The 24,769-nt window shown below is 52.3% G+C and carries 25 protein-coding genes; 18 read left to right on the top strand and 7 right to left on the bottom strand.

Annotated features, from left to right (window positions below; all coding sequences use genetic code 11):
* Positions 1-63 precede the first annotated feature (63 nt).
* From rpmH to rsmG, 8 genes are all read left to right on the top strand, one after another.
* Positions 64-198, top strand: coding sequence for a 50S ribosomal protein L34 (gene rpmH / locus JQC72_RS01395; protein ID WP_205492374.1), 135 nt, complete (start codon positions 64-66; stop codon positions 196-198).
* Between the two features lie 115 nt (positions 199-313).
* A complete protein-coding gene (gene rnpA / locus JQC72_RS01390) occupies positions 314-691 on the top strand; it encodes a ribonuclease P protein component (protein WP_205492337.1) in 378 nt (125 codons plus the stop codon).
* On the top strand, positions 688-897 hold the full coding sequence (yidD, locus tag JQC72_RS01385) for a membrane protein insertion efficiency factor YidD (protein ID WP_205492336.1): 210 nt from the start codon (positions 688-690) through the stop codon (positions 895-897). Before rnpA ends, yidD begins: the two co-directional genes overlap by 4 nt.
* Before the next feature lie 91 nt (positions 898-988).
* Positions 989-1,693: a YidC/Oxa1 family membrane protein insertase gene (locus tag JQC72_RS01380; RefSeq protein WP_205492373.1), complete on the top strand. Its 705-nt coding sequence runs from the start codon at positions 989-991 to the stop codon at positions 1,691-1,693.
* The gene (jag, locus tag JQC72_RS01375; RefSeq protein WP_205492335.1) at positions 1,690-2,316 is read left to right on the top strand and encodes an RNA-binding cell elongation regulator Jag/EloR; all 627 of its coding nucleotides are present in this window, start codon (positions 1,690-1,692) and stop codon (positions 2,314-2,316) included. Before JQC72_RS01380 ends, jag begins: the two co-directional genes overlap by 4 nt.
* A gap of 202 nt (positions 2,317-2,518) precedes the next feature.
* Positions 2,519-3,895 (top strand): tRNA uridine-5-carboxymethylaminomethyl(34) synthesis GTPase MnmE, encoded by a 1,377-nt coding sequence (gene mnmE, locus JQC72_RS01370; protein WP_205492334.1) that lies wholly within the window; start codon positions 2,519-2,521, stop codon positions 3,893-3,895.
* A gap of 14 nt (positions 3,896-3,909) precedes the next feature.
* Complete coding sequence (gene mnmG, locus JQC72_RS01365; protein WP_205492333.1) at positions 3,910-5,799, top strand: tRNA uridine-5-carboxymethylaminomethyl(34) synthesis enzyme MnmG; 1,890 nt, start codon at positions 3,910-3,912, stop codon at positions 5,797-5,799.
* Positions 5,800-6,129: 330 nt separating this feature from the next.
* Entirely contained in the window at positions 6,130-6,849 is a 720-nt protein-coding gene (rsmG, locus tag JQC72_RS01360; protein WP_205492332.1) for a 16S rRNA (guanine(527)-N(7))-methyltransferase RsmG, read from the top strand.
* A 44-nt stretch (positions 6,850-6,893) separates the two neighbouring features.
* On the opposite strand, the gene JQC72_RS01355 is transcribed toward rsmG, so the two are convergent.
* The 3 genes from JQC72_RS01355 to JQC72_RS01345 all read right to left on the bottom strand — a co-directional run bounded on the left by JQC72_RS01355 (position 6,894) and on the right by JQC72_RS01345 (position 11,280).
* Positions 6,894-8,309 (bottom strand): UDP-N-acetylmuramoyl-tripeptide--D-alanyl-D-alanine ligase, encoded by a 1,416-nt coding sequence (locus JQC72_RS01355; RefSeq protein WP_205492331.1) that lies wholly within the window; start codon positions 8,307-8,309, stop codon positions 6,894-6,896.
* Positions 8,310-8,530: 221 nt separating this feature from the next.
* A complete protein-coding gene (locus tag JQC72_RS01350; protein ID WP_205492330.1) occupies positions 8,531-9,895 on the bottom strand; it encodes an FAD-dependent oxidoreductase in 1,365 nt (454 codons plus the stop codon).
* A 209-nt stretch (positions 9,896-10,104) separates the two neighbouring features.
* Entirely contained in the window at positions 10,105-11,280 is a 1,176-nt protein-coding gene (locus JQC72_RS01345; protein WP_205492329.1) for a ParM/StbA family protein, read from the bottom strand.
* 662 nt (positions 11,281-11,942) lie between these two features.
* On the opposite strand from JQC72_RS01345, the gene noc reads away from it, so the two are divergent.
* The 6 genes from noc (at position 11,943) to JQC72_RS01315 (ending at position 16,561) form a co-directional block, all read left to right on the top strand.
* The gene (gene noc / locus JQC72_RS01340) at positions 11,943-12,770 is read left to right on the top strand and encodes a nucleoid occlusion protein (RefSeq protein ID WP_205492328.1); all 828 of its coding nucleotides are present in this window, start codon (positions 11,943-11,945) and stop codon (positions 12,768-12,770) included.
* 89 nt (positions 12,771-12,859) lie between these two features.
* Positions 12,860-13,624 carry a ParA family protein gene (locus JQC72_RS01335; protein ID WP_205492327.1) on the top strand — a complete coding sequence of 255 codons (765 nt, stop codon included), beginning with the start codon at positions 12,860-12,862 and terminating at the stop codon, positions 13,622-13,624.
* The gene (locus tag JQC72_RS01330) at positions 13,614-14,471 is read left to right on the top strand and encodes a ParB/RepB/Spo0J family partition protein (protein WP_205492326.1); all 858 of its coding nucleotides are present in this window, start codon (positions 13,614-13,616) and stop codon (positions 14,469-14,471) included. Before JQC72_RS01335 ends, JQC72_RS01330 begins: the two co-directional genes overlap by 11 nt.
* A 69-nt stretch (positions 14,472-14,540) precedes the next feature.
* The gene (locus JQC72_RS01325; protein WP_205492325.1) at positions 14,541-14,786 is read left to right on the top strand and encodes a hypothetical protein; all 246 of its coding nucleotides are present in this window, start codon (positions 14,541-14,543) and stop codon (positions 14,784-14,786) included.
* A gap of 36 nt (positions 14,787-14,822) precedes the next feature.
* A complete protein-coding gene (locus JQC72_RS01320; protein WP_205492324.1) occupies positions 14,823-15,965 on the top strand; it encodes an aminotransferase class V-fold PLP-dependent enzyme in 1,143 nt (380 codons plus the stop codon).
* Between the two features lie 56 nt (positions 15,966-16,021).
* Positions 16,022-16,561 carry a DUF4446 family protein gene (locus tag JQC72_RS01315; RefSeq protein WP_205492323.1) on the top strand — a complete coding sequence of 180 codons (540 nt, stop codon included), beginning with the start codon at positions 16,022-16,024 and terminating at the stop codon, positions 16,559-16,561.
* 571 nt (positions 16,562-17,132) lie between these two features.
* Here the strand turns inward: JQC72_RS01315 and JQC72_RS01310 are convergent.
* Positions 17,133-17,882, bottom strand: a complete 750-nt coding sequence (locus JQC72_RS01310; RefSeq protein ID WP_205492322.1) for an alpha/beta fold hydrolase — start codon at positions 17,880-17,882, stop codon at positions 17,133-17,135.
* Positions 17,883-18,867: 985 nt separating this feature from the next.
* A complete protein-coding gene (gene yyaC / locus JQC72_RS01305; protein ID WP_205492321.1) occupies positions 18,868-19,455 on the bottom strand; it encodes a spore protease YyaC in 588 nt (195 codons plus the stop codon).
* A gap of 103 nt (positions 19,456-19,558) precedes the next feature.
* Between yyaC and JQC72_RS01300 the strand changes: the two genes are divergently transcribed.
* Positions 19,559-20,608 carry a YkvI family membrane protein gene (locus JQC72_RS01300; protein ID WP_205492320.1) on the top strand — a complete coding sequence of 350 codons (1,050 nt, stop codon included), beginning with the start codon at positions 19,559-19,561 and terminating at the stop codon, positions 20,606-20,608.
* 155 nt (positions 20,609-20,763) lie between these two features.
* On the opposite strand, the gene JQC72_RS01295 is transcribed toward JQC72_RS01300, so the two are convergent.
* Positions 20,764-20,919, bottom strand: coding sequence for a hypothetical protein (locus JQC72_RS01295; protein WP_205492319.1), 156 nt, complete (start codon positions 20,917-20,919; stop codon positions 20,764-20,766).
* A gap of 15 nt (positions 20,920-20,934) precedes the next feature.
* The gene (locus tag JQC72_RS01290) at positions 20,935-21,900 is read right to left on the bottom strand and encodes a hypothetical protein (RefSeq protein ID WP_205492318.1); all 966 of its coding nucleotides are present in this window, start codon (positions 21,898-21,900) and stop codon (positions 20,935-20,937) included.
* Positions 21,901-22,867: 967 nt separating this feature from the next.
* Here JQC72_RS01290 and JQC72_RS01285 point away from each other — a divergent pair.
* The 3 genes from JQC72_RS01285 to rpsF all read left to right on the top strand — a co-directional run bounded on the left by JQC72_RS01285 (position 22,868) and on the right by rpsF (position 24,755).
* The gene (locus tag JQC72_RS01285; RefSeq protein ID WP_205492372.1) at positions 22,868-23,080 is read left to right on the top strand and encodes a DUF951 domain-containing protein; all 213 of its coding nucleotides are present in this window, start codon (positions 22,868-22,870) and stop codon (positions 23,078-23,080) included.
* 81 nt (positions 23,081-23,161) lie between these two features.
* Positions 23,162-24,265 carry a redox-regulated ATPase YchF gene (gene ychF, locus JQC72_RS01280; RefSeq protein ID WP_205492317.1) on the top strand — a complete coding sequence of 368 codons (1,104 nt, stop codon included), beginning with the start codon at positions 23,162-23,164 and terminating at the stop codon, positions 24,263-24,265.
* Between the two features lie 199 nt (positions 24,266-24,464).
* Complete coding sequence (gene rpsF, locus JQC72_RS01275) at positions 24,465-24,755, top strand: 30S ribosomal protein S6 (protein ID WP_205492316.1); 291 nt, start codon at positions 24,465-24,467, stop codon at positions 24,753-24,755.
* Positions 24,756-24,769 lie beyond the last annotated feature (14 nt).

The raw sequence follows: 24,769 nt of genomic DNA, 5'->3' as shown, positions 1-24,769 counted from the left end.
CGGAGCGCCACCGCTGCGCTGTGGGTTCGTCTTCACAGTGTCAGTCATGATCGGGGAAATGCCATGAAACGGACCTATCAACCGAGCAAGCGGAAACGGAAAAACGTGCACGGCTTCCGCAAGCGCATGAGCACGAAAAACGGCCGCAAAGTGCTGCGCAACCGCCGTCGCAAAGGCAGAAAAGTACTGTCTGCGTAAGGCCACCGTCTCAGCGTGGCCTTTTTTCCTATCAAAAAGGCCACGGGGTGTTTATTTTTCCGCCACTTCGCCACATAATGGGACTAGCGGCTCACTCCAGGAAGGAGGGGCTACGTTGCAGAAACGATACCGCTTGAAACGGCGAAATGATTTCCGGCGCGTGTTTCGCGCGGGAACATCGGTGGCCAACCGGCAGTTTGTCCTGTATGTATACGACCGTGGCAACGACGAACCGGTTCGCGTGGGCGTGTCGGTCAGTCGCAAGGTGGGAAACGCGGTGACGCGCAACCGGATTCGGCGGCTGGTCAAGGAAGTGGTCCGACGGTGGGTCGACCGTCTGCCGAACGGCGTGGACCTGATCATCATCGCCCGTGCCCCGGCGGCAAAGATGGATTACCATCAGGTGAAATCCAGTTTGCGTCACGTCTTTTCCCGGGCCAAGGTATTGTCCAAACCGGTCGTTACCGAAAAGGAGCGTGGTGCATCGGGATGAGGACAATCGCATTGTGGCTGATCCGGTTTTACCGTCGGTTTCTCTCCCCGCTGAAACCGCCTACATGCCGTTTTTATCCCACGTGTTCGGCGTACGGCTACGAGGCGATCCGAAAGTATGGCGTCATCAAGGGCGGATGGTTGACGGCGAAACGGATCGGCAAATGTCATCCCTTTCACCCCGGTGGTTACGATCCGGTGCCATGACGAACCAAATACCGCGATAACCGTTTAGATTGACAAGGAGGAATCTCCCTTGCAGGGACGTCGCATACTTACGTTGATTCTGATCGCTGCAATGGTGTTGACCGTTGCCGGTTGTGCTCCCAATACCAATGCCAAATACCATATCGATACGAAGAACAGCCTGTGGGACCGATTTTTGGTCTATCCGCTCACGGTGTTGATGGAACAAGCCAAAGATTTGCTGGGTAACTACGGTTGGGCGATTCTGGTGCTGACCGTGCTGATCCGCCTGTTGATCCTGCCTCTGACGATCAAACAGATGAAGAGTTCCCAGGCGATGCAGAAGCTGCAACCGGAGATCAACCGGCTGCGGGAGAAGTACAAGGACAATCCGCAAAAACTGCAGGAAGAAACCGTCAAACTGTTCCAGAAACACAATGTCAATCCGATGGCCGGATGCCTGCCGTTATTGATCCAATTACCGATTCTGATCGGCTTTTACCAGTCGCTCATGGGTAACCCTCATATCAGTAACTCGGATTTCTTGTGGATGCATCTGGGTTCTGCGGACCCGTACTACGTCCTGCCCGTGCTGGCAGGGATCACCACATACCTGCAATCGATCATGATGGGAATGGGCAACAACCCGCAAGCGCGCGTCTTCCTGTTCGTGATGCCGGTCATGATCTTCGTGCTGGCGCTCAGCTTCCCGTCGGCACTGGCATTGTACTGGGTGTACAGCAACTTGTTCACTATGGTGCAGTATTACTTCATAGGAGATAAATATAAAGTGAAGCGGGAGGGTGCGGCCCGTTGAAAAAGGTAATTGTGACGGCGAAGACAGTGGAGGCGGCGATCGAGGAAGCGTTGCGCCAATTGAACACCTCGCGCGACAAGATCCGCGTGACCGTCCTGGAGGAGCCCAGCCGAGGTTTCTTCGGTTTGTTCGGCGTGCGCCCCGCCAAAGTGGAGGCGGAGCTTGTCACCACGCCTGTCGATGATGCCGTGCAATTCCTTGAAAATGTCCTTGCGACGATGGGAGTGTCCGCCACGGTGGAGGCGCGGACCGATTCCCGTCCGGTGGTGATTGACATTCGCGGTGACGATCTTGGGATGGTGATCGGACGTCACGGTCAGACGTTGAATGCGTTGCAATATCTGGTCAATATCGTGGCCAACCGTCATCACTCAGGTTTTACCCGCTTTCAACTGGATGCACAGGGGTATCGCAAACGGCGGGAGGAATCCCTCCAACATCTGGCTGATCGAATTGCCAAACAAGTACTGAAATCGGGCAAGGCCGTGGCGTTGGAACCGATGACGCCAATGGAGCGAAAGGTGATACACACCCACATTCAAAAGTATGACAGGCTGACCACTTACAGCGAGGGGGAGGAACCCCGCCGACGTGTCGTCGTTGCCTTGGCCGCCAAAGCGTGACGTCCGTTTCACCCAACTCTCCGTATGGGGAGTTTTTTGTTTATCGGATGAATCCGGGAGATACTATGTATCTGATTGCGGAAAAAGTACTCATCGGGTACATGTCGAGGAGATACGGGGCTTCGGGCGATTCAGTGTCAAGCGCTGTTCCGGTGTGGTATCCTAATGCTAGTTGATGGTTTCAGATATGAGGTGAACAGAGATGGAAAATGATACGATCGCGGCCATCTCCACACCTGTCGGAGAAGGTGGGATCGCCGTGATCCGGGTGAGCGGCCCGGAGGCGATTCCGATCGTGGATTCGGTCTATCGTGGAAAACAATCGCTGAAAGAAGCGGATTCCCATACGGTACATTACGGACATATCGTTCATCCGGAGACGGGAGAACGAATTGACGAGGTATTGGTCACGGTGATGCGGGCACCCCGTACGTTTACGCGGGAAGACGTGGTGGAAGTGAGTTGCCACGGCGGGATGGTCCCCGTCCAAAACACCCTGGAAGTCCTGTTGTCTGCCGGGGCACGGCTGGCGGAACCGGGCGAATTCACCAAACGCGCGTTTTTGAACGGACGGATCGACTTGTCGCAGGCAGAGGCGGTGATTGACCTGATCCGCGCCAAAACGGACCGGGCGGCCCGGGTCGCCATGCACCAGGCGGAAGGACGATTGTCCAAGATGATCCGGCGCCTGCGCCAGAAAATCATCGAATCGCTGGCCCATCTGGCGGTCAATGTGGACTATCCCGAATACGACGCGGAAGAGATGACAGCCAACAAGCTGCTCAAGGAATGCCGCGAGGTGGAAGCGGAAATTGACCGGCTGCTGCAAACGGCCCGTCAGGGCAAAATTTTGCGCGAAGGGATCGCCACAGTGATCGTCGGCCGTCCCAATGTGGGCAAATCTTCTTTGTTGAACGCGCTCACGCATGAAAACAAAGCGATCGTCACCGACATCCCCGGTACGACCCGGGACGTGATCGAGGAATACGTCAACGTACGGGGAGTGCCTTTGCGGCTGATCGACACCGCCGGTATCCGGGAAACGGAGGACGTGGTGGAACGGATCGGGGTGGAGCGTTCCCATCGTGCACTGGAACAGGCGGATCTGGTCATTTTGGTACTCAATCACAATGAGCCTTTGACTGAGGACGATCATCGGCTGATTGAACTCATCCGTGAACAAACCGCCATCGTGATGGTGAATAAAACGGACCTGCCCCGGCGCATCGATTTGGATGAAGTAAAACGGCTGATCGGCGACAAACCGCTCATCACCACGTCGCTGAAGGAAGAGCGGGGGATCGACGATTTGGAGCAAGCGATTGCGGATCTCTTTTTCACCGGCAAAATGGAAGCGGGGGAAACTGCCATCGTCAGCAATGCCCGCCACATTCACCTGTTGGAACGGGCCAAGCGAAGTGTCCGGGAAGTGATTGACGGCATTGAATCGGGCATGCCGCTGGATATGGTGGAGATCGATTTGAAAAACGCCTGGCAAGCCTTGGGTGAAATTATCGGTGATGCGGTGGCGGAAGACTTGATTGACCAGATCTTTTCCCAGTTCTGCTTGGGAAAATAAAGGAGGGATGAAAGATGACGTATCGAGCGGGTGAATACGATGTCATCGTGATTGGTGCCGGACATGCCGGTTGTGAAGCGGCATTGGCTGCCGCGCGCATGGGTTGTAAAACCCTGTTGTTGACGCTGAGTCTCGATACGATCGCCTACATGCCGTGCAACCCGTCGATCGGCGGACCGGCCAAAGGGCACGTCGTACGCGAAATCGACGCCTTGGGTGGGGAAATGGCGCGCAACATCGACAAAACCCACATTCAGATGCGGATGCTCAATACGGGTAAAGGCCCGGCCGTGTACGCTCTGCGGGCGCAAGCGGACAAGGTGCTGTATCAACAGGAGATGAAACGGACGATTGAGAAACAGCCCAATCTCGACCTCCACCAGAACATGGTGGAAAAATTGATCGTGGAAAACGGCGTCTGTCGCGGCGTCATCACCCGGACCGGAGCGGAATACCGCGCCAAGGCGGTGGTGCTGACCACGGGAACGTACCTGCGCGGCAAGATCATCATCGGGGATTTGGCTTACGAAAGCGGCCCCAACAACCAGCAACCATCCATCAATCTGGCGTATCAATTGCAGGATCTCGGATTTGAGATGGTCCGGTTCAAAACGGGGACGCCTCCGCGGGTGAACAAAGACACGATTGACACAAGTGTGATGGAGGAACAGCCGGGTGATGATGTACCGAGGGCCTTTTCCTACGAAACGACCGAGTACATTACCGACCAGCTTTCGTGCTGGCTGACGTATACCAACGAAAAGACGCATGAATACATCCGCAGCAATCTGCATAGGGCCCCGATGTATTCCGGTGTGATCGAAGGGCGGGGGCCGCGGTACTGCCCGTCAATCGAAGACAAGATCGTCCGCTTCGCAGACAAGAATCGGCATCAGATCTTCCTGGAACCCGAAGGACGCAACACGCTGGAGATGTATGTGCAGGGATTGTCCACCAGTTTGCCGGAAGACGTTCAGCTGGCCATTTTGCGGACGATCAACGGGTTGGAAAACGTGGAGATGATGCGGACCGGCTATGCGATCGAGTATGATGCGATCGTGCCGACACAGCTGTGGCCCAGCTTGGAGACCAAGTTGGTGGGAAACCTGTTCACTGCCGGACAGATCAATGGTACATCCGGTTACGAAGAAGCCGCAGGGCAGGGAATTATGGCCGGGATCAACGCGGCACGAAAAGTGCAGGGCAAGGAACCGGTCATTTTGGATCGTTCACAGGCTTATATCGGTGTGCTGATCGATGATCTGGTCACCAAAGGAACGGACGAACCGTACCGTCTGCTGACTTCCCGAGCCGAGTACCGGTTGCTGTTGCGTCACGACAATGCTGATCTCCGGCTGACGGAGATCGGGTATCGGATCGGCCTGATTCCGGAGGAACGCTATCGCCGTTTTGTCGCCAAAAAAGAAGCGATCGAGCGGGAAATGGCACGTCTGCGTGAAACCAAAGTGAAACCCACACCGGAAGTACAGGCGATCCTACGGGAAGCCGGTTCCAGCGAACTGAACAATGCGATCGACCTGGCCAGCCTGATCAAGCGTCCGGAACTGACATACGCCCACATCGCACAAATCTCCCCCGCACCGGAACCGATCGCGCCGGAAGTGGCGGAACAAGTGGAGATTCAACTGAAATACGAGGGCTACATCAAAAAGTCGCTGCAACAAGTGGAAAAAATGAAAAAGATGGAGAACAAGCGGATTCCGGATTGGGTGGACTACGACCGGATTCAGGGCATCTCCTCCGAGGCACGGGAAAAGTTGAAAAAGGTACGCCCGTTGTCGTTGGGGCAGGCCTCCCGGATTTCCGGTGTCAACCCCGCCGACATCTCGATCCTGATGGTGTATATCGAGCAGGGCGGCAAATCGCACGCCAAAGCGGAATGACGAGAATTCAAGCGGCTTGGGAAAAAAGACGGTTCGGGGAACTGCGCCAAAGCGGTTCCCCACTCGCATTCCCATGTTTCTGTCGAGTGACTCCGGGGCGCGTTTGGTGATTCAATCAGGCGGCAACGTTTTGCCCGTGTTTGCACCCTCGGTTCTCAGCAGTTTGGTTCTGCTTCTTTGCAGGGCGCAGATGAAGCGAGGCGGGAAAGCGATGCGGACGATATTGAGACACTTGCCTGTCAGCTGCCCTGAGAAGCGAAGATGGGAAATCGAATCCCGTGTCGCTTCGGCAAGAGCCGGGCCGACAGGTTTTTCTCATGGGAGGTTGCAATGGACATCAGTCAGTGGTTACGTGAACAAGCAGCACCGTTGGGCATCACATTAACCGATGAACAGTTGGATCAGTTCGCGCTGTATTATGAACGGTTGGTCGAAAAAAACCGGGTGATGAACCTGACGGCGATCACAGAACGGGACGACGTGTACATCAAGCATTTTTATGACTCCTTGCTGTTGGCCGCCGTCGTTCCCATCGATCAGATCAACTCCTTGATCGATGTGGGAACCGGAGCCGGTTTCCCGGGTATTCCGCTGAAAATCGCCTTTCCTCATTTGCGGGTGGTGTTGCTGGATTCCCTGAACAAACGCGTTTCGTTCCTGTCGGAGTTGGTACGGGAATTGCGGTTGGACAAAGTGGAAACGATCCATGGGCGCGCGGAGGAATGGGGGCGTCGGCCAGGGTATCGCGAATCCTTCGATTTGGCCACTGCGCGTGCGGTGGCACGGCTCAACGTATTGGCCGAATACTGTCTCCCGTTCGTTCATGTGGGCGGCTCCTTCGTTGCCATGAAAGGGCCGGACGTGATCGAGGAACAGCGGGAGGCGAAAACGGCATTGCAGCGATTGGGCGGTGGGGAAATAGCGAATCATATATTTACGTTGCCCGAAGGAAGAGGAACCCGCCACCTCCTGGTGATCCCCAAACGGGCGAGCACGCCGAAAGCATATCCCCGAAAGCCGGGGACGCCCGCCAAACAGCCGATTGTGTAATTCGCACAAACGACATTCATCAACATTTCCCGGGAAATGTCGAATCAAAAATGAATCAAGCGGCCGCAACAGCGATGCGAGCCGCTTTTCTTTTTTTGCAGTTGAAAAATAAGACGGTTTAAGTTTATTTTCCGGGAGGCTTTGAAATAGACCACGGAACCGGGAACGATCATCTTGGGGAGAGAGACTGCCGCCGCTTGGAGATTGGAAAATGAGCGGATTCGTTCCGGAGGCATGCCCTTCATCCTGGCGGCCTCTGCGATGGTACGGGCATGGGATCCGACGGTGATCAATTGAGAAATCCCCAGTTTTGCGACCGTATGTCCCACTCTTTGATGGCCGCTTGCGGTGTATGGCCCCAATTCCAGCATATTGCCCAAGACGGCGATGGACGGTCGTGACCCGGCTATTTGTTTTAGTACCTTTAGCCCCGCAATCATGGCGGAAGGGTTGGCATTGTAGGCATCATGGATCAACGTGCTGCCGTTGATCCCGGGTAGCGGTTGCAGTCTGCCGGGAGGGACGGCGTATCTGCTTAATCCTCGCTGAATGAGCGAGGCGGGAATGCCCAGTTTTCGTGCGGCGGCGATGGCAGCCAATGCATTGTAGACGTGGTGTTTGCCCCAGGTGGGAATAAAATAGGGAATCCCGTCTACCCGAAACTGCATACCGTTGGTTTTGAATCGGATATGGGTGGCGCGAAGATCGGCTGGTCGGTCGATTCCAATCCGGATGATGTTCCCTTGGAACAGCTGCAGATTGAGTCTTTTGGTGCCAGGATCATCCGCATTGATGATCAGCGTTCCCTTGGGATGGATTCCCTGGATCAGTTGTTGTTTGGACCGAACCAAGGTATCAAGTGATCCGAAACTACCGATATGAGCTTCGCCGATATTGGTCATAATCCCGATGTGGGGCTGAGCGTATTGGCATTGGACATGGAGGTGTGGGGGGCTTACCTCCAGCACAACGACGCGGTGAAGATTGCTCATCCGAAACAGATGGGAAGGAAGCGAATACAGCATATTTTGATTGCCCAATGTCTTCAGAGTGGGGTATTTTTGCATGGCGATGGAAGCGAGCATTTCTTTGGTCGTCGTCTTACCCGCACTGCCGGTGATCGCGATTACTTTGGCGCGGGATTGACTTCGTTGCCAACGGACCAGTCTCCATAATGCCTCTGTGACATTGGGAACCGTGATCAGCGGATGATGACTGGGAATCTGTCGCTCACTCCCAAACAGTGCCACCACACCCGAACTTTTTTTGTGTCTCAAAAAAGAGGCCGAACTGAAGCGTTTTGGGTCTAAGAAACAGATCACTCCCGGTTGAAGATATTCACCGCCCCGGTATACCACACCGCGGATGGGTTGTTGTTGGGGACCTCGTACGATTCGCCCCCCGATGATATCGGCCAGTTGTTTGAAAGTGAGGGGAAACAAAGAGGATTCACCTTCCATCTTTCGATAGTCTCTTGCAGTATATGTACAACCATAGGGATGAGAAGGGTATACTTGTATATGTCAAAGAAAAACCGGCTTCTGTGCGGATAGGAACGCGGCTTCAATTTTTTTTGATAGGACGGTTCAATAAAAAAACACCGCATCGAAGAATGCGGCGTGTTGGCGATATCGCATAACGGGGACAAAGTCCCCTTTTTTGTCTCAACCGGATACGGTCATCACCCCAAGTTGTTGATCAAATTATGCAAGCCGCGCAAAGCCAGCTTTCGCTTCTCGATCTGTTGGATTTCCTGTCGTTTGGAGCTATTGGAAAACGGCGTGAACAGATCGTCCCACGAGCTGTATCCGTAGGCGTCTTCGAAATCGATCGAATCGCGTTTGAGCGTGTTTTTGGGGGCGCTTTGCTCCAATACTTGCCGTGCGGCATCCTGTTGTAAAAATGATGTGCGTTCCTTTGACTGGATGGGTGGATTGACCATTTTCGGTTTAGGTTTGATGGGAATTTCCGAACGTTTGGGCGGTGCCGTCTCTCGGGATCCGGCAGGAGACGGGGAATGCACCTGCGGCTTGGCTTCTTTGGTCGGAAGGGACGGTTTTTTCGCAATGGCGGGTTTTCGTTTTTTCTGTTTTTCCGCTTCCAAATAGGAAACCTGATCAAACGATTTTGATTGAGGCCTTGCCGTCCGGGATTCCGGTTGTGTTTCGCTATCCTGCCAGACCAAGGATTCCGACGTCGCAGAGGATGAACTCCAACTGGATGCTTGAGTATCAAAGGTACGGACTTTTCGTCCCGAACGCGACGGGTCCAGACGAATCAAATGTTGTTTTGTTTTTTTCCGTTGCGATGTGTCCGGTTTCTTTTCCTCCTTGGAGGTGGTCAACGAAGGGTATCCTGTCCAAATTTCCTCTACCCTGTAGAGGGATTCCTTCGGTTCTGCTCCGGACTCCTTCGCTGGTACCGGTGTCTCCGGTGCAGGTGGTTGCGTGTCGGGAATCGGCTCCGGATCGGCCGGTTTGTCGTTCCAAATGTTCCGGTATCCCATCATCTTTTTCCGCAGGTGAACCTCACGTTCCCGATAGACAGGTTCGGAAGGGTAAACATACTGCTCGGATTCGGGGACGGATGGTTCCACCGTTTCCACCGGTTTTTCCGATGTATCGACTGGTTCTGCCGATTTCCCATTCATTCGAAGCAGACCGTGACGACGGACCATTTTTTCGCGTACAAATCGTTCCCGTTCCTGGACCACATGATCTTCCGGCAACGTTTTCCTTGACGATATGAGCGGTTTGTCTACATAAGCTTGAATGGCCCAACCGTTACCTTCTCCCGGTGTGAAAAAACTTTGTACCTGCATAATGGGAGACATGGCATCATTCAGCTGTTCTGGCTTCCATTCCTGAACGGTTTGAGCGGGTTGTCCCACGTGGGAGGATTGATACATCATCGAAAACATCGATCCCGGGTTTGCCGGCACATAAAGGACGGAATATCCCTTTTCAGCAACGGTGCGTGCTGCTTCTTGTCCCGCTTGACCGGCTCCAATCACGATCACATGATATTCACCGCCTGTTGGTTGCATGTTGCCTCCTCCTTCGTTGATTCGCTTACCGAACACGTATCACCTTTGCACGATCCGATCCAATCCAACCCAATCCATTCCATCCGTTATTTTCGACGATCTGACATACGTTCGACGGTTTTTTTCGACAAATACTGCGGTTGAAATGAGAAGAAAATAGCCAATCCCCCAGGTCTCCCTGGGGGTGGCGAAATGCGTTTGTGGAGAGATTAATCGTTGTCGTGGGACAACTGTTCTTGAACGGAGGCCGGCACCGAAAATTCTTCTTGAATGGTGGCGGCGGCTTCTTGAATGTTTTCGGTCGGGACGGTACGCGATTTGGATTGCGAGAACTTGCACAGGCCGAAAGCGTTGGCAAACTGTGCTTCGATTCCGTAGTCTTGGGCAAAAATCAATTTGTCTCCAAACCGTTCGCGGTAAAACGGTTTGAAGGGGATGGAGGCACCACCGGTCAGGATGATGTAGGTGATGTCGTCACCGTAGTCCAGACGATGCCATACTTCGTCCACCAGTGCGTTCCCCACTTCGGAAATGCTTTTTTGTACGATTTCGGAGACGTCGTACACTTTTCCTTTGAAGCTGATTTCACCGGATCGAATCACCCGGTTCAGGCTCCAGATCGGGTACTCTTTACCGTTTCCGTCCGGGTCCACGTCACGGGTAAACTCAAGAAGGCGTTTGGACAACAGGTGGTACACGTTCAACATCGCATGACGAGAAGTGAAGCTTTGCCGTTTGATGATCGTTTCGCCATGCAGGGTTTCAATGTCCGAAGTGCCGAAGCCGAGGTCGTTGATGCTCACTTTTTGGATAAAAAGATCCTCGTTCAGCAGTTGACCGTCGCGGTCCAATGCGATGTGGAACAGCGTCGCCATCGGCTGGCTGATCACATAGAGGTTTTCCCGTTTCACTTCAAATTCGATCCGACGGAAGGGGAGGTTACCTTGCTTGATTTCAAAACTGTGTTTTCCAATCAACCGGCGTTTCAATTCCTCTTTGTAGTCAATATAGCTGTCGGTGGGCAGCGCTACCGAGATGATCGGCTCCGTGTTCCCTTGCAGCATCAAACCGGTGCTGACACGGAACATAATCAGGTATTCTTTTTCCCGGAACCAGGTCGGACTGAACAAACGCCGTTCATGTGAGTCAAACAATTCGTCATCGCCAGACTGTTCGATGGCCAATTTGCCGCAGAACCATTCACGATCCCCGTCTTTTTCGCGATAAATGATGTTGTGTGGATCGTTGTTGTATGTAATTTCTCCGACCCGGTTGGGTACCACCATGTTGCGAATAAAGAGTTTGTAGAACTTGTCTCCTTGCCGACTCACTACTTTGGTGCCGTAATAACCTTGGTCATTCCCGATATATACCGGTGCGCTCATAAAGTCTCCTCCCATAATAGAAAGAAAAATTCCTATAATCGATTCTATCAATCAGGATGGATGAGGGTCAACTGAGTTTGGGAACAAATCGATGAATGAGATCGCGTGTATTTTCGGAATGTTCCACGTGAAACATTTTGGCCGTGAACCCTGGCATCCCCTGCGCGGCAAGTATGTTTTTCCAGGGCGTGTCTGTTCATTCTCTAAGGGAGAAATGTTTTCCCAGGAGAGTGACTTACCAAGCCCTGACTGAGCGAAGGCTCGGGAAGCGCAGGATTGAAATCGCGGGCAATTTCCTCAAAGCGAAGCGTACTTTGCCCGCGTCCTGCGCTGACCGGGTCGGAGTGGTCATCATCTGCTTCCCTGCAGGGCGGAGGTGGAACGAGCCGGGAAAGCAATGTGGACAGTATTCACCAGACATGCCCTGGAGAAAATTGCTCGCGTCTTTCAGTTCTTCCGCTCATCCAGGAAATCATCCCCCTTTGATGGAATGAACGGCCACACCTGGAGTATGTATGGTTATGCAATAAACCGCTCCGAGAAAGGGAGCCGTTTACGTCAATCGGGATTTGTCAAGAAGGGGGACAGCGTTGAATCCTCGAATAGAAACATAGTGGCCCTTCGGCAAGTTTATGAGTTGATGCTAGGTGGTGTTCAACGAAATGAGAGAACCTTTCTCTCGCTTATTCGGTTTGGTGGACAAAGAGGAACAGGAAGAGGTCAAGCAAATTCCCGTTGATACGATTCAGCCCAGTCCTTATCAACCGCGTGCGGTTTTTGACGACGAACGGATCGACGAGTTGTGCCAAACCATTCAAACCCATGGTGTGATTCAACCTGTGGTGTTACGGCGGGTGAAAAACGGTTATGAGCTGATCGCCGGGGAACGCCGGTGGCGGGCGGTAAAAAAGTTGGGCATGCGGACCATCCCCGCCATCGTAAGGGAAATGAGCGATGCACAGGCGGCATCAGCCTCCCTCATCGAAAACCTGCAACGGGAAGGGTTGACGGTGATCGAGGAGGCGATGGCCTATCAAAAGTTGATCGAGCTGCATGGTCTCACACAGGAAAGTCTGGCACAGCGTTTGGGGAAAGGGCAATCCACAATCGCCAATAAATTGCGCCTGTTGCAGTTGCCGGAACAAGTGAAAGATGCGTTGCTCAAGAGAAAAGTAACGGAACGGCATGCCCGTGCGCTGTTAGCATTGCGGGATGAAGAAATGCAGGTTCGCCTGTTGCGGGAGATCATTGAAAAAGAATGGAACGTCAAGCAAACGGAAGAACGTGTGAAAAAGTTGCTGGAAAAGGAGAATCCCCCCAAAAAGCCCCGTAAGCGGGCCGTCTCGCGGGATGTCCGGATCGCACTGAACACCATTCGTCAATCGTTGGACATGGTGAAACAAACCGGGATGACCGTTCTGGCAGACGAGAACGACACTGAGCACTACTACGAGTTGGTGATTCGGATTCCCAAGGGAGGCCAGAAGTAATGTTCACTTGATCAAAGGAAAGAAAGGGTGTTACATAAAAGAGGAAGGTACCCGCGCGATGAGTACAACGGAGCAAATGAGGTGAAAACATGGGGAGAATCATCGCGATTGCCAATCAAAAAGGGGGAGTCGGGAAGACGACGACATCGATCAACTTGGGTGCGGGGCTGGCAATGGCGGGGAAAAAAGTGTTAATCATTGATATCGATCCGCAGGGAAACACAACGAGCGGGTTGGGGATCAACAAGGCTGATCTCAAACATTGCATCTACGACGTGTTGATCAACGATGTTCCACCGGCCGATGCGATCCGCTCCACCGCGATCAAAGGACTGCATGTGTTGCCGGCCACGATTCAGTTGGCAGGTGCGGAAATCGAGCTGGTGCAGGTGATCTCCAGGGAGATGCGCTTGAAGCGGGCATTGCAGCAGGTACGGGAACAATATGATTATCTGTTGATCGACTGTCCGCCGTCTCTGGGGGTTCTAACGGTCAATTCCTTGACGGCGGCCGATTCGGTACTGATCCCGATCCAATGTGAATATTACGCACTGGAAGGTTTGGGGCAACTGCTGAACACGATCCGCATCGTTCAGAAACACCTGAACAAGCAATTGGAGATCGAAGGGGTGTTGCTGACGATGTTTGACGGTCGGACCAATTTGTCCGTTCAAGTGATGGAGGAAGTGAAGAAATATTTTCAGCACAAAGTGTATGACGTGGTCATCCCGCGAAATGTACGGGTAAGTGAAGCGCCCAGTCACGGGAAACCGATCGTTACATACGATCCGCGTTCCAAAGGGGCGGAGTGTTACATTCAGTTGGCAAAGGAAGTGATCGGACGTGAGCGGTAAACGTCTGGGAAAGGGGCTGGGAGCATTATTACCAGACATTGATGTCCAGGAATCCGATGCGGTCAATGAAGTACCGTTGGAGGAGTTGCGTCCCAATCCCTATCAACCGCGCAAACATTTTGATCCAGAAGCATTGCAGGAGTTGGTTTCCTCGATCAAGGAACACGGCATCGTTCAACCGATTGTCGTACGTAAAAGCATTCGAGGGTATGAAATCGTAGCAGGCGAACGGCGATTTCGTGCCGCGAAAGAAGCGGGATTAAGCAAAGTTCCCGTAGTGGTCCGCGAGTTTTCCGATGATCGAATGATGGAGATTGCGCTGATCGAGAACTTACAGCGGGAGGATTTGAACCCGCTGGAAGTGGCGATGGCATACCAGAAATTGATGACGCATTTTTCACTGACACAGGAAGAGCTGGCCGCGAGGGTTGGGAAGAGTCGTCCGCATGTGACCAACTTTCTCCGGTTACTGCAATTGCCCCCAGAAATTCAAGAGGATGTTTCACGTGGAACATTGACCATGGGTCACGCACGGGCGTTATTGGGATTGAAAGACCGGGAGCTGCAGAAGAAATTGGCCGAAAAGGTGAAAAAGGAAGGAGCCAGTGTACGACAGCTGGAGGAATGGGTACAACACGTTCAACAGGTAAAGCCGAAAAAGAAAAAAGAAAAGACGGAATTTCATTCCCCATACAAGCGTTATGAAGAACTGTTGCGGGAATCGTTGAACACGCCCGTTCGGATCCGGCAGGGAAAACGAAAAGGCAAAATTGAGATTGAGTATTATTCGGAACGGGAACTGGAACGGTTGATTGAATTCCTTCAAGGAGAATCATGGCAAGATTGAGGATCAAAAAGGACAAACCTGTCTTTCGTAAGGGTGAAAGTCCGTAAAGAGAAGGGTGATCATTTTCCTGTGGGCAACCTTAGGGAAAGATCATCCCGCCGGCATGAGCGGGATACGGATTTCGCCCGCAACACGGGCAGACTTTTCCAACTGGATGAAGGTACCGATCGTTTGAGCAACGGATTGACTCGTATCACGGATGGACAAATTCAATTGGCTCACGGATTGGAAGAGGGGATGGACAAAGCCCGCAACCAGTTGCGGGGGGTGACGCCAAAAGGCAAGCGGGACCGACTTCCCCCGGACATAGTATAATGAGAATAGGGTTCATCGGCATTGGAGTGGTGGGAAATGATTTATCTGGATAATGCCGCCACGACTTGGCCGAAACCTGAAGGGGTTTCGGAGGCGGTAAAAGATTGCATTGATCGGCTGGGTGCCAATCCCGGCAGAGGAGGGCACCGGCTGTCGGTGCAGGCGGGAGCAGTGTTGGCCAAAGCCCGCAGAGCCTTGGCTGATTTGTTTGGGATTCGGGACCCGCGAAACCTGTTTTTTTACGCAAATGCAACGCAAGCGATCAATCAAGCGCTGAAAGGTTTGCTGCAACCGGGGGATCATGTGGTGACCTCTCCCTGGGAGCATAACGCGATGGCACGTCCGTTGGAGGCACTGAAAAAGGAACGCGGGATTCGTGTCACCGTTGTCCCACCCTCTCGACAAGGAACGGTGGAGCCGCTTTCAGTGGAAGAAGCATTGACGCCGGATACCCGTCTGATCGCGATGACACACGGTTCCAATGTGACCGGTGCCGTCCTGCCTATCGAAGAGATTGGTGCCATCGCCGTCAAACACGGCGTTCTTCTTTTGGTGGATGCGGCACAAACAGCGGGTGTGCTGCCCATTGACGTGGAAGCGATGAACATCCATCTGTTGGCGTTTCCCGGTCATAAAGGATTGTTTGGCCCACAGGGAACGGGAGGATTGTACGTACATCCCGATGTCAGGATGGTACCTTGGATTCAGGGAGGAACAGGCAGTCGTTCCGAATCGTTGGAACACCCTTCGGCTCGCCCGGAGGGGTTTGAGAGCGGAACACCCAATACACCCGGGATCGCAGGATTGGAGGCCGGGGTTCGTTTTGTCACGCAAACCGGCTTGGACACCATTCACCGCCGGGAGATGGCGTTGAACGATCGGTTGCGGTCGGGCTTACGGGAAATGGACGGGGTCCAGGTTTACGGACCCGAAGATTCCTTATTACCGGTTACCTCTTTTAATATAGAAGGTGTGGACAGTTTGACGGTGGCCGGTATCCTGGATCAACATTTCGAAATCGCCGTACGTGCGGGTTTTCATTGTGCGGCATTGGCTCACCGTAGTTTGGGAACGGATAAAACCGGAACAGTTCGCGTCAGCCCGGGTTACTTCAACCGCGAGAAGGATATCGACGACCTGCTGGCGGCACTTCGTGAGATCCGAGAGACATTGTTGTAAAATGGTTATCATTGCTGATGTTCATGATGGAAAGGGAAAGACAGGAGGATTCAACCATGTTGGAACAATGGATCAGGTGGATACATCAGGATCCTGCCACCTGGATCATGGGTGTATTGATTGGACAAGTGGTATTGTTCCTTCTTTTGTTGATCGGATGGATTCGTTTCTCACTTCAAAAGCGCAGATGGCGTAAGTTGTACCGTTATTTCCAGCATGCCGATTCCATTTCCGCCCTGTTGGAATCCGGCAAGGTAGATGGGGAACAGTTGCTGTTCTATCTCAAACGGATTGATCAGACACTCGCTTCCCTCAAAGGACGTATGGGATTGGTACGTTACAATGCCATGGGAGAGAGTGCGACTGACATGAGTTTTTCATTGGCCATGCTGGATGAACAGGGGAACGGTGTGGTGATCAGCAGTTTGTTCAGCCATCATAATCCGTCCTATATTTACGCGAAGCCAATCGTAGAAGGGGAGTCTTCTTATCCACTTTCTTCCGAAGAACGACAAGCAATCCATCGTGCGCTAAACGGGAATAAAGAGGAAGACACCGCTGTGTTGACAGGAAAAAAAGTGAACGATGGAAAATGAGGATCAAGGGAAAAACCATCTGTACTTCCGTCACCTGACGGGGTACAGATGGTTTTTTACAAAAACGCAAAGTGGTTATTCGATATGGTTACTGGACCGAAGGATAGAAACCAAGAATTCCTATATTTCAAGATAAGAAATGAAAGCAATTGTTTTTGGAGGACCGGTTTTATTGGAGGTCATGTTGTTGAATGATCACATTTGGATGGACATCACGTAACGGCAGCTGTCACGATACGAGCGACACAACATTTTTGGAGAGTTTGGGGGTTAAAGTCGTTAGGATCGGCTTTTCTCATTCGACTGCGATTGGAAAAATGGCCAAAGGTTATGAAGTTGTTTATCATTGCACAGCAGATGCGATGCTTCATACCCAAATCAGATTGATGCTCCAATAGTGATTGATTACCTGATTACGCTTCGCCCCATGATCCACGAGCCGGTTGGCATTACGAAGATACGGGTTGATCAGGACCGGTGGCTTGGCAATTTGATTTGAGACCCGTCAGAGGCCGAAATTCCGGGGCGGTTTCGGAAATCCAAGAGACGTTATGCCGTGCCGTGGCAGGCTTCATTCCTCCATAAAACGGGTGATATGGCGATACAGCTCCTCGGGGTGGGTAAGCGTAACTTTGTGATCTGCACCGGCGATCTCAACGAAACGGATATTTGGCACTTGTTGAAAGCAATCTGCAACACGATGGAGATCCGGCAGGTCCTCTGTGCCGATAATAAATAGTGTCTTGACAGTCAATCCTTCCAATCTTTCGATTGCTGGCGGCTGTGGCCAAACCGATTCGAAAGTGGCCCACTCAAATGTCCGCTGTATATGATGTTGAAGCATTTGGATCATCAGATCCCGGTTTGGACCAGCCATGATCACGCGATACGAAGGAGAGTTGAGCGAAAGCTCGACCATCTTTTCCGTATCTGGAGCGGCCGCATTGATTTGTTGCATCCATTCTTCAAACTCCTGAGAAAATCTAAAACCTGACAATGAGGGTGAGACCAACACAAGTTCGGATACCCTTTTGGGGTAAGTCAGGGCGAAATCCGTCGCGATCTGACCGCCCAAGGAGTGACCTACAAGCGCGGTCTTATCGATCTCCAGATGATCAAGTAGTGCGCGCAAATCTTCAACATAGTTGGCCGGTTCCACAGGAGATGGTGACTTTCCAGCCCCGCGTCCATCAAAAGCAACCACCTTATAGTTTCTGGCCAGAAGAGGTACAACAAACGTCCAATCTCGCAAATCAGCACCGCCGCCGTGAAGGAGAATGACAGGTTTTCCGTTACCGTAAACCTCGTAATACAAGTCCATTTGCAATCCCTCCATTCGGTCTGTCCAACGGATCTTTGAAAAACGGAAGTATTGCCCGCATGCCCCGGCAGGATAATCCGATGCCCTGTTCATAGCTTGTGGTCGCGATCCAACCACTTCATTAGATAATATGGAAATATATGGTTTTGAATGTGTGAAAAGCCGGCATCTTTTGAACAGGGGGATGGTGAGAAAGTCGCTCAATCTTTTTCCGCTTCCTCGTTTGCAACCGTCTGATAACCGCTTCAAAAACCGGTCGACCCCCGTCACCAGTCACGATCCATTCGCCGCTAACACTGTTCCCTGTGGCACTGACAACAGAATCAGTTCGGGGTAATGATCCGTCACGTCGTTTCCATATTGCGTATATGCACGTGTACCGTCTACTGTCGAAAGGAGGAGCCGAAACCCGCTCATTTTTGGCTCCGCGGTATACTCCTCACTGCCCAAAGGCCGAGCAGATGATGTACGAACATTGGTTACGGTGATTTCTGCTTGTCGGTCTATCGTCCCTGCAGTTGAAAACAGGCACGACCATTGGTTAACACTTCGGCGGCAGCGCGGATAACGGGGTTTGGTCGTTTCCGTTCTTTCATCCAGGAGTTGCCTGATTGGGGGATTTCCAAGGAATCAAGGAAGGGGGCTTCGCACTTTTGAATGACGAAGATGATGATGATTCAGGTAACACAGGGCGGTTGCTTCGAAAAAGGGGAAAAGCGTCATACATGAACGGCGAATGAGGGGCTTGATGAATGGAACAAGGAATAGAACATACCGGATCAGGTGTTGAAGTGGCAGTTCCCCCCATTTGGGGCCGGTTAGTCCGCTACGCCCGAACTTGCCCAGACGAATGCCAATCCGATCGCAAAAAAATAATTGCGGGAACAAAGATCATCTAAGATGGGATGATGGACAAAAAAAGGGATCAGGACACTGGATCCGATCCCTTGACAACGTCGGTCTGACGAATGTGTTTGGATGTGCTTCAACGCGGCAAGGTGTGGTATTGACGAACGGCCAACTGCACTGCATCGGCGATGACTTCCGCCATTTTCATAACGACGCCCAATCGGGTGTTTTGTAAAACGAAATATTCCATAAATCCGGCCACATTGACAATTCCCGTGACATGAACTTGACCTACCTCCGGAAGGTTTTTGTTCACCCCTGCACCGGGCTTTAACGGCCCCAAACCCAATTGAATCCATCCGACACTTTTCAATTGTCCCAAACAGGCGTCCACCGCGATGATGAACGGATGAGGCAGTTCCTGATGGATGCGGAACAGCGTGGAACGCAGATTGACAGCATGAACAGGCTCGTCCAATGTACCGAAAATATGCAGGGAAGGTGGTGCGTGCTTCTCCAATAACGTTCCGACCAGCGGACCGAGCGCATCCCCGGTGGAGCGGTCGGTTCCGATACAAACGCAAGCCAAATGGGTGAATGATCCACTTGTGCGAAGGACTTGATGCAACCGCTCCGCGCATTCCTGTGCGGCATAAGGCTGTGTGTACTGTACGCGATACGGATAGGAGTAAGGTGATCCGGGTCTGGGAACCAGCTCGCGCATGGCAGTCGACCTCCGATATTTTTGGTCCTTACCAGTATACGGATTCACAGGTTGAAATATACATATACGGACAACCCGCGACGAGCCTGGGGAGGCGGTTGGTGTGTGGGCATCTGTTTGGCGATCGGTCAAAATCAGCATGACCATTGTGGGTACGACCATTGGCGCGGGTTTTGCGTCCGGTCGGGAAATATGGGAATTTTTTGGCACTTACGGCGATAACAGCAGGTGGGGGATTGTATTGTCCATGGCATTGTTTTTTTTGGCCACCGTTACGATGCTTCAAATCAGTTGGTATCGCCGAACCCAGCATTACTCGGAAATGTTGATGCAATTGATGGATGGCCGGCTCGCCCGTTTTTTTGACGGAGTGATTCTGTTGTTTTTGTTGACCGGGACTTTGGTGATGGTGGCGGGGAGTGGTGCGACGTTTGAGCAGTGGAACGGATCCTACATATTAGGCGGATTTGTGTTGTGTGCGATCGTATTTTGGGTGCTGTTGTTTGATCTGCGAGGGGTGATGACGGTCAATGCGCTGCTGATGCCGGTTTTAACCCTCATTCTGTTGTTGGTGTGCAGCCACTTTCTGCAAACGGATGCCAAGGAGCCGGTGTCGGTTTGGCATCTGTCCAACGTGACTCAGCAAACCCCGTTATGGTCGTCAGCGATCACTTATGCGGCGTTCAACATCATTTCTTTGTTGGCGGTATTGTCCACGTTGGGGACGGAAATTCGCCGCTCATCGGAAATTTGGTTCGCCGCCGTGATCAGTTCGGTTTGCCTGGGCGCAGTGGCGTATCTGTACAATATGGCCTTGCTTCGCGTGGCGCATTTGGTGCCTCAGTATGATATTCCCCTTTTTGCCTTGATGCGTCACTATTCTCCATGGTGGGTAGGAGTGGTTTCTCTGGTGCTGTGGTTGGCCATTTTCACCACCGCCGTCAGTAATGTGCATGGTCTGGTCTCTCGCTTGTCCCATTGGCTTCCATTGCCGCGCTGGATGATTGCGGCGATGGTCCTAATCGTGATGATCCCGCTCAGCCGTCTGGGTTTTGCCGCCTTGATCCACATTCTGTATCCTTTGTATGGTGTATTGAATCTGTTTATTTTAATGATATTGCTGTTGCATCCGATCCGGCAACGGTTGATTTGATGCAGGCGGGTGTCGGAAACAAAAAAAAGACCGGTTCTTTCTGCCATGGGGCACAGAAAACGGTCCCTTTCTTCAGATTTCCGATATGGGAAATATGTATCAGTCCTTGCATGTATAAAAGAAAAAATCGATAAGCCGGTTTCTTCAACCCATACTCACTTGATTACCCATTGCGGCTGTGGGTGGCCGATGATCGCGGAAAAATCGGGGGTTCTTTTTTTGTTGCCCTTTGGTTCCACCCTGATCCCCATCCGTTTGAGCCGCTCGATAATCATCTGCTCCCGCTGTTTGTCCAGCTCGCCGCGCTCCATGCGCTTGTCCCCCTTTTAGTCGATCTCACCATTATTATACGTGATTTGCTCCGCTTGGTGCATCTCCTGGGCAAATGCTTGTGACAGTTTTTCGAAGTGCTCGGCGTGGTTTTCCTCTTCCAGGATATCCGGGCTCAGTGTGAGCAAGAAAACATAATTCCCGCCTTTGATGCGGATGGTTTTGGTTAAATATACTCGTCCCTGCTTGTCGCTATTCCCATCGTGCAAAAACGTGTAAAACCGGTCTTTCATCATGATGCCCCTTAAAATACCGGTTCGCTTTCGGGTGTTGATTTTCCTTCTGGTTTCGGGGTCGACAAACAGATCGAAGTTGATTTTGGTCTCCAGGAGGTCGAGGGCGAGTTGCACGAATGCATACCGAATGGCCGTGCGGTCGTCGATGTCGTCCTTTCCTTCGATCTCCGGTTGATACTGCTGGATGAAATCCAACAGCGGATCAAGAAAGTCCGCTTCAAATGCCCGTACCGCCTGCTCAAATTGCTGGAACAATCGTGCGTCCACCTCGTAGTATGCCTGCACCATCGCGTTGAGGTCGATGTTTTCCCATACATACCCGTCCAAGTGGTTGATTTTGAAGACGACTTTCCGCCTTTCCCGCTTGACGGTGTATTCGTACAACTGGACGGCGAGCACGTACGGTTCGTTTTGGGTGAACCGTTTCATGGCATGCAACAGGCGCGCCCGCCATTTGAAATCCTTCAGCTCGTCATAAGCCTGCAGCAACATGCGGGCGTTGTCCGCCAAATCTTCCTTGTATTCGCGGATTTGCTCACGGAAATAGATATAAAAGGATGAAAAAAGCAGTGCCACGATGATGATCGGCAGTTTCCATTTGAAGATGAAGGCGAAATACCGGTCGTACAATGTCTGGGAATCATTTTCCGTCCACAAGTTGATCAGGAACGCAAAAACGGCGATGAAGGTAATCTCCGCCGGCACTCTGAGACTTTTACGTTTCATGCGATACTTCTCCTTTTTCACTCCCGGCGGTTTGCCGAAGCTTACCGGATCTGCTCAACAGTGAATCATGAGGTCGGGGCCCGTTATCAAAATCCATAAGGCCCATCCTCTTTGTCGCGGAACGCCAATGGATCATTCCGCAAAAATCAAGGTCGCCTATGGATTGATCATGATTGGAACGGGGAATATAACGGAGACAAGGAAAGCGTGCTAGCAAGGCCCCACTTGCCTGGGCCGGCGGCTCCCAATGATAACGTTGGGAGCCCTTTATGACACAAACCACAGGAACGGCTGTAGTGCTGTTCTTTTTCGAGCCTGTTGCCAGTCAAGGAAAAGACGAACGACTTGGACATGGCGCAAGCCGATCATTGAATCGGTTATTTCTTGCCAGGTTTTCGAGTATTTCTGCCGAGTGGACAAAGCCCGCTCGCGCTGTACGGGCGGGACCGGTTTCGGATATGCAGGCACATGGCGGGTAATCGGGATTGACAGCAAATACCGGCGCGGAACCGCCGTTTCCTTTTCTCTCCCGCTCTGCGAACCCGAGGCGGTGCGATAAAAGAGCATGTCAAAACGGCGTTGTTGACTTCAGCTCTGCCCGAGAGTGAGGTTCAACGCTTTTCCTTGTATCCTCGTAATATTCTATCATTTCCAAATAGCAGAATCCACGCAGATATCCGGGCGATGACCGGTTTTTTATCTTCCGCGGACTTGTTCATGCCATGATGGACCCAACGAATACTTCGGAGCGGTTAAGGGAGTAGATATCGCTTTTTGCTTGGCGTGAGACCAGATCGCAAGCCGGTTCGGACAAGAGCGGCTCATATTTCAAGAATCATTTCATCGCCAACTCCACCGGCGAACAAGGTTGGGTTTGTTTTGTTGCAGGATTGATCAGATCGGTTATACTGGAATACGAGCAGATGACCGAGTTGACAGGCCATGAGCAGGAGCGTGATGGATGGTGTTGCAACGGAAATTGTTCGCTTTGGGGGACATCGTAGAGATGAAAAAGCCCCACCCCTGCGGAACCAATGCGTGGAAAGTGATTCGCATGGGGATGGATATTCGGATCAAGTGTACCGGTTGCGGCCACAGCGTGCTCTTGCCCCGGTCGCAGTTTGAAAAGAAAATGAAAAAAGTGCTGATACAAGCGGCCGATCAAGAAGGCAATGAATGAACGTTCCGCCTGAAAAAGGCGGATTTTCATGTGAACAAAAGATGGGAGCGATTTTGATCCCGGTCGGGGGGAGATGACAGTATGCCATTGACGACGGGCATTGTAGGTTTGCCCAATGTGGGGAAATCAACACTGTTTAACGCCATCACGCGGGCGGGGGCCGAATCGGCCAACTACCCGTTTTGTACCATTGATCCCAATGTGGGCGTAGTGGATGTGCCAGACGAACGGCTGGACCGTCTGGCCGAGATGGTGAAGCCCCAGCGGGTGGTGCCGACGCATTTTCAGTTTACGGACATCGCCGGTTTGGTAAAGGGGGCCAGCAAGGGGGAAGGGTTGGGAAACCAGTTTTTGTCCCATATTCGCGAAGTGGACGCGATCATTCACGTCGTCCGCTGTTTTGAGGATGAAAACATCACCCATGTGGCGGGCAAAGTGGATCCGGCCAGCGACATCGAAACGATCAATCTGGAATTGATTCTTGCTGATCTGGAGTCGGTGGAGCGTCGGTTGGAGCGTGTCAGCCGGCAGAAAAAAAGCGGAGACAAGATGGCCATGTTGCAACATGCGGCACTGGTCAAGTTGAAGGAGGCCCTGACGGAGGGGATTCCGGCCCGACGGGTGGAGCTGTCCGATGAGGAACGCGAGGCCGTCAGGGGAACGCTCAATTTGTTGACTGCGAAAAAAGTGTTGTATGCCGCCAATGTGGGAGAAGAAGATGCGGCTGATCCGTGGTCCAATCCGTATGTGCAGGAAGTGAAGCGGATCGCGGACGAAGAAGGAGCCGAGGTGGTCCCGATCAGTGCCCAGCTGGAAGCGGAGATTGCCGAATTGGAAGGAGAGGAACGGCGGCAATTCCTTGCGGATTTGGGTTTGGAACAGTCCGGATTGGACCGGTTGGTGGCGGCGGCGTATCAATTGTTGGGGCTGATCACCTATTTTACCGCAGGGGAAAAAGAGGTGCGGGCCTGGACGATTCGCCGGGGGACCAAAGCACCGCAGGCGGCCGGTGTCATTCACAGCGACTTTGAACGGGGTTTCATCCGCGCCGAGGTGATCGGTTATGAGGACCTCATGGCGGCAGGTTCACTCGCGGCGGCTCGGGAAAAAGGGTTGTTGCGCTTGGAAGGCAAGGATTACGTCGTGCGTGACGGTGATGTAATGCATTTCCGGTTCAATGTATAAGAGAAAGAGCTGTGGACGCAGGTGAAGTGAACGGAAAACGATGCTGGCACCGTTGCCCGACAAGCTCGTGACGTTTTGAAATGACTTCTTGCCACCGTTCTTGGATTCTGTTAGAATATAGAATTGTGGTTTTGTGTATATCCACTCCTTGTTCCTGCCGACGGGCAGGGACCGCAAAGTCCAAAAGGAGGTGTAAAGGATGCGGAAATACGAGCTGATGTACATCGTGCGTCCGGATCTGGACGATGAGAACCTTCGCGCAACGCGGGAAAAGGTGCATTCGGTGATCACCAACAACGGCGGTGAAATCATCGAAGTGAACGAAATGGGCAAACGTCGTCTTGCCTATGAGATCAAGAAGTTCCGTGACGGCGTGTACACCGTGGTGACGTTCAACGCCACCCCGGAAGTCGTCAATGAACTGGATCGCACCATCAAGATCAACGACAACGTGATCCGTCACATGATCATCAACCTGGAAGAGAAATAAGGGTAGGTCGTTTG

This window comes from Polycladomyces zharkentensis (assembly GCF_016938855.1).
In the GTDB taxonomy this organism is placed as follows: domain Bacteria; phylum Bacillota; class Bacilli; order Thermoactinomycetales; family JIR-001; genus Polycladomyces; species Polycladomyces zharkentensis.
Note: the sequence above shows the minus strand (reverse complement) of the source record. Positions and strands in the feature narration are given on the sequence as shown.

Bases quoted from the DNA above. Each gene is read 5' to 3' on its own strand.
- rpmH (WP_205492374.1), top strand. From the start codon at position 64: ATGAAACGGACCTATCAACCGAGCAAGCGGAAACGGAAAAACGTGCAC.
- yidD (WP_205492336.1), top strand. From the start codon at position 688: ATGAGGACAATCGCATTGTGGCTGATCCGGTTTTACCGTCGGTTTCTC.
- JQC72_RS01380 (WP_205492373.1), top strand. From the start codon at position 989: ATGGTGTTGACCGTTGCCGGTTGTGCTCCCAATACCAATGCCAAATAC.
- mnmE (WP_205492334.1), top strand. From the start codon at position 2,519: ATGGAAAATGATACGATCGCGGCCATCTCCACACCTGTCGGAGAAGGT.
- mnmG (WP_205492333.1), top strand. From the start codon at position 3,910: ATGACGTATCGAGCGGGTGAATACGATGTCATCGTGATTGGTGCCGGA.
- rsmG (WP_205492332.1), top strand. From the start codon at position 6,130: ATGGACATCAGTCAGTGGTTACGTGAACAAGCAGCACCGTTGGGCATC.
- JQC72_RS01355 (WP_205492331.1), bottom strand. From the start codon at position 8,309: ATGGAAGGTGAATCCTCTTTGTTTCCCCTCACTTTCAAACAACTGGCC.
- JQC72_RS01350 (WP_205492330.1), bottom strand. From the start codon at position 9,895: ATGCAACCAACAGGCGGTGAATATCATGTGATCGTGATTGGAGCCGGT.
- JQC72_RS01345 (WP_205492329.1), bottom strand. From the start codon at position 11,280: ATGAGCGCACCGGTATATATCGGGAATGACCAAGGTTATTACGGCACC.
- noc (WP_205492328.1), top strand. From the start codon at position 11,943: ATGAGAGAACCTTTCTCTCGCTTATTCGGTTTGGTGGACAAAGAGGAA.
- JQC72_RS01335 (WP_205492327.1), top strand. From the start codon at position 12,860: ATGGGGAGAATCATCGCGATTGCCAATCAAAAAGGGGGAGTCGGGAAG.
- JQC72_RS01320 (WP_205492324.1), top strand. From the start codon at position 14,823: ATGATTTATCTGGATAATGCCGCCACGACTTGGCCGAAACCTGAAGGG.
- JQC72_RS01315 (WP_205492323.1), top strand. From the start codon at position 16,022: ATGTTGGAACAATGGATCAGGTGGATACATCAGGATCCTGCCACCTGG.
- JQC72_RS01310 (WP_205492322.1), bottom strand. From the start codon at position 17,882: ATGGACTTGTATTACGAGGTTTACGGTAACGGAAAACCTGTCATTCTC.
- yyaC (WP_205492321.1), bottom strand. From the start codon at position 19,455: ATGCGCGAGCTGGTTCCCAGACCCGGATCACCTTACTCCTATCCGTAT.
- JQC72_RS01295 (WP_205492319.1), bottom strand. From the start codon at position 20,919: ATGGAGCGCGGCGAGCTGGACAAACAGCGGGAGCAGATGATTATCGAG.
- JQC72_RS01290 (WP_205492318.1), bottom strand. From the start codon at position 21,900: ATGAAACGTAAAAGTCTCAGAGTGCCGGCGGAGATTACCTTCATCGCC.
- ychF (WP_205492317.1), top strand. From the start codon at position 23,162: ATGCCATTGACGACGGGCATTGTAGGTTTGCCCAATGTGGGGAAATCA.
- rpsF (WP_205492316.1), top strand. From the start codon at position 24,465: ATGCGGAAATACGAGCTGATGTACATCGTGCGTCCGGATCTGGACGAT.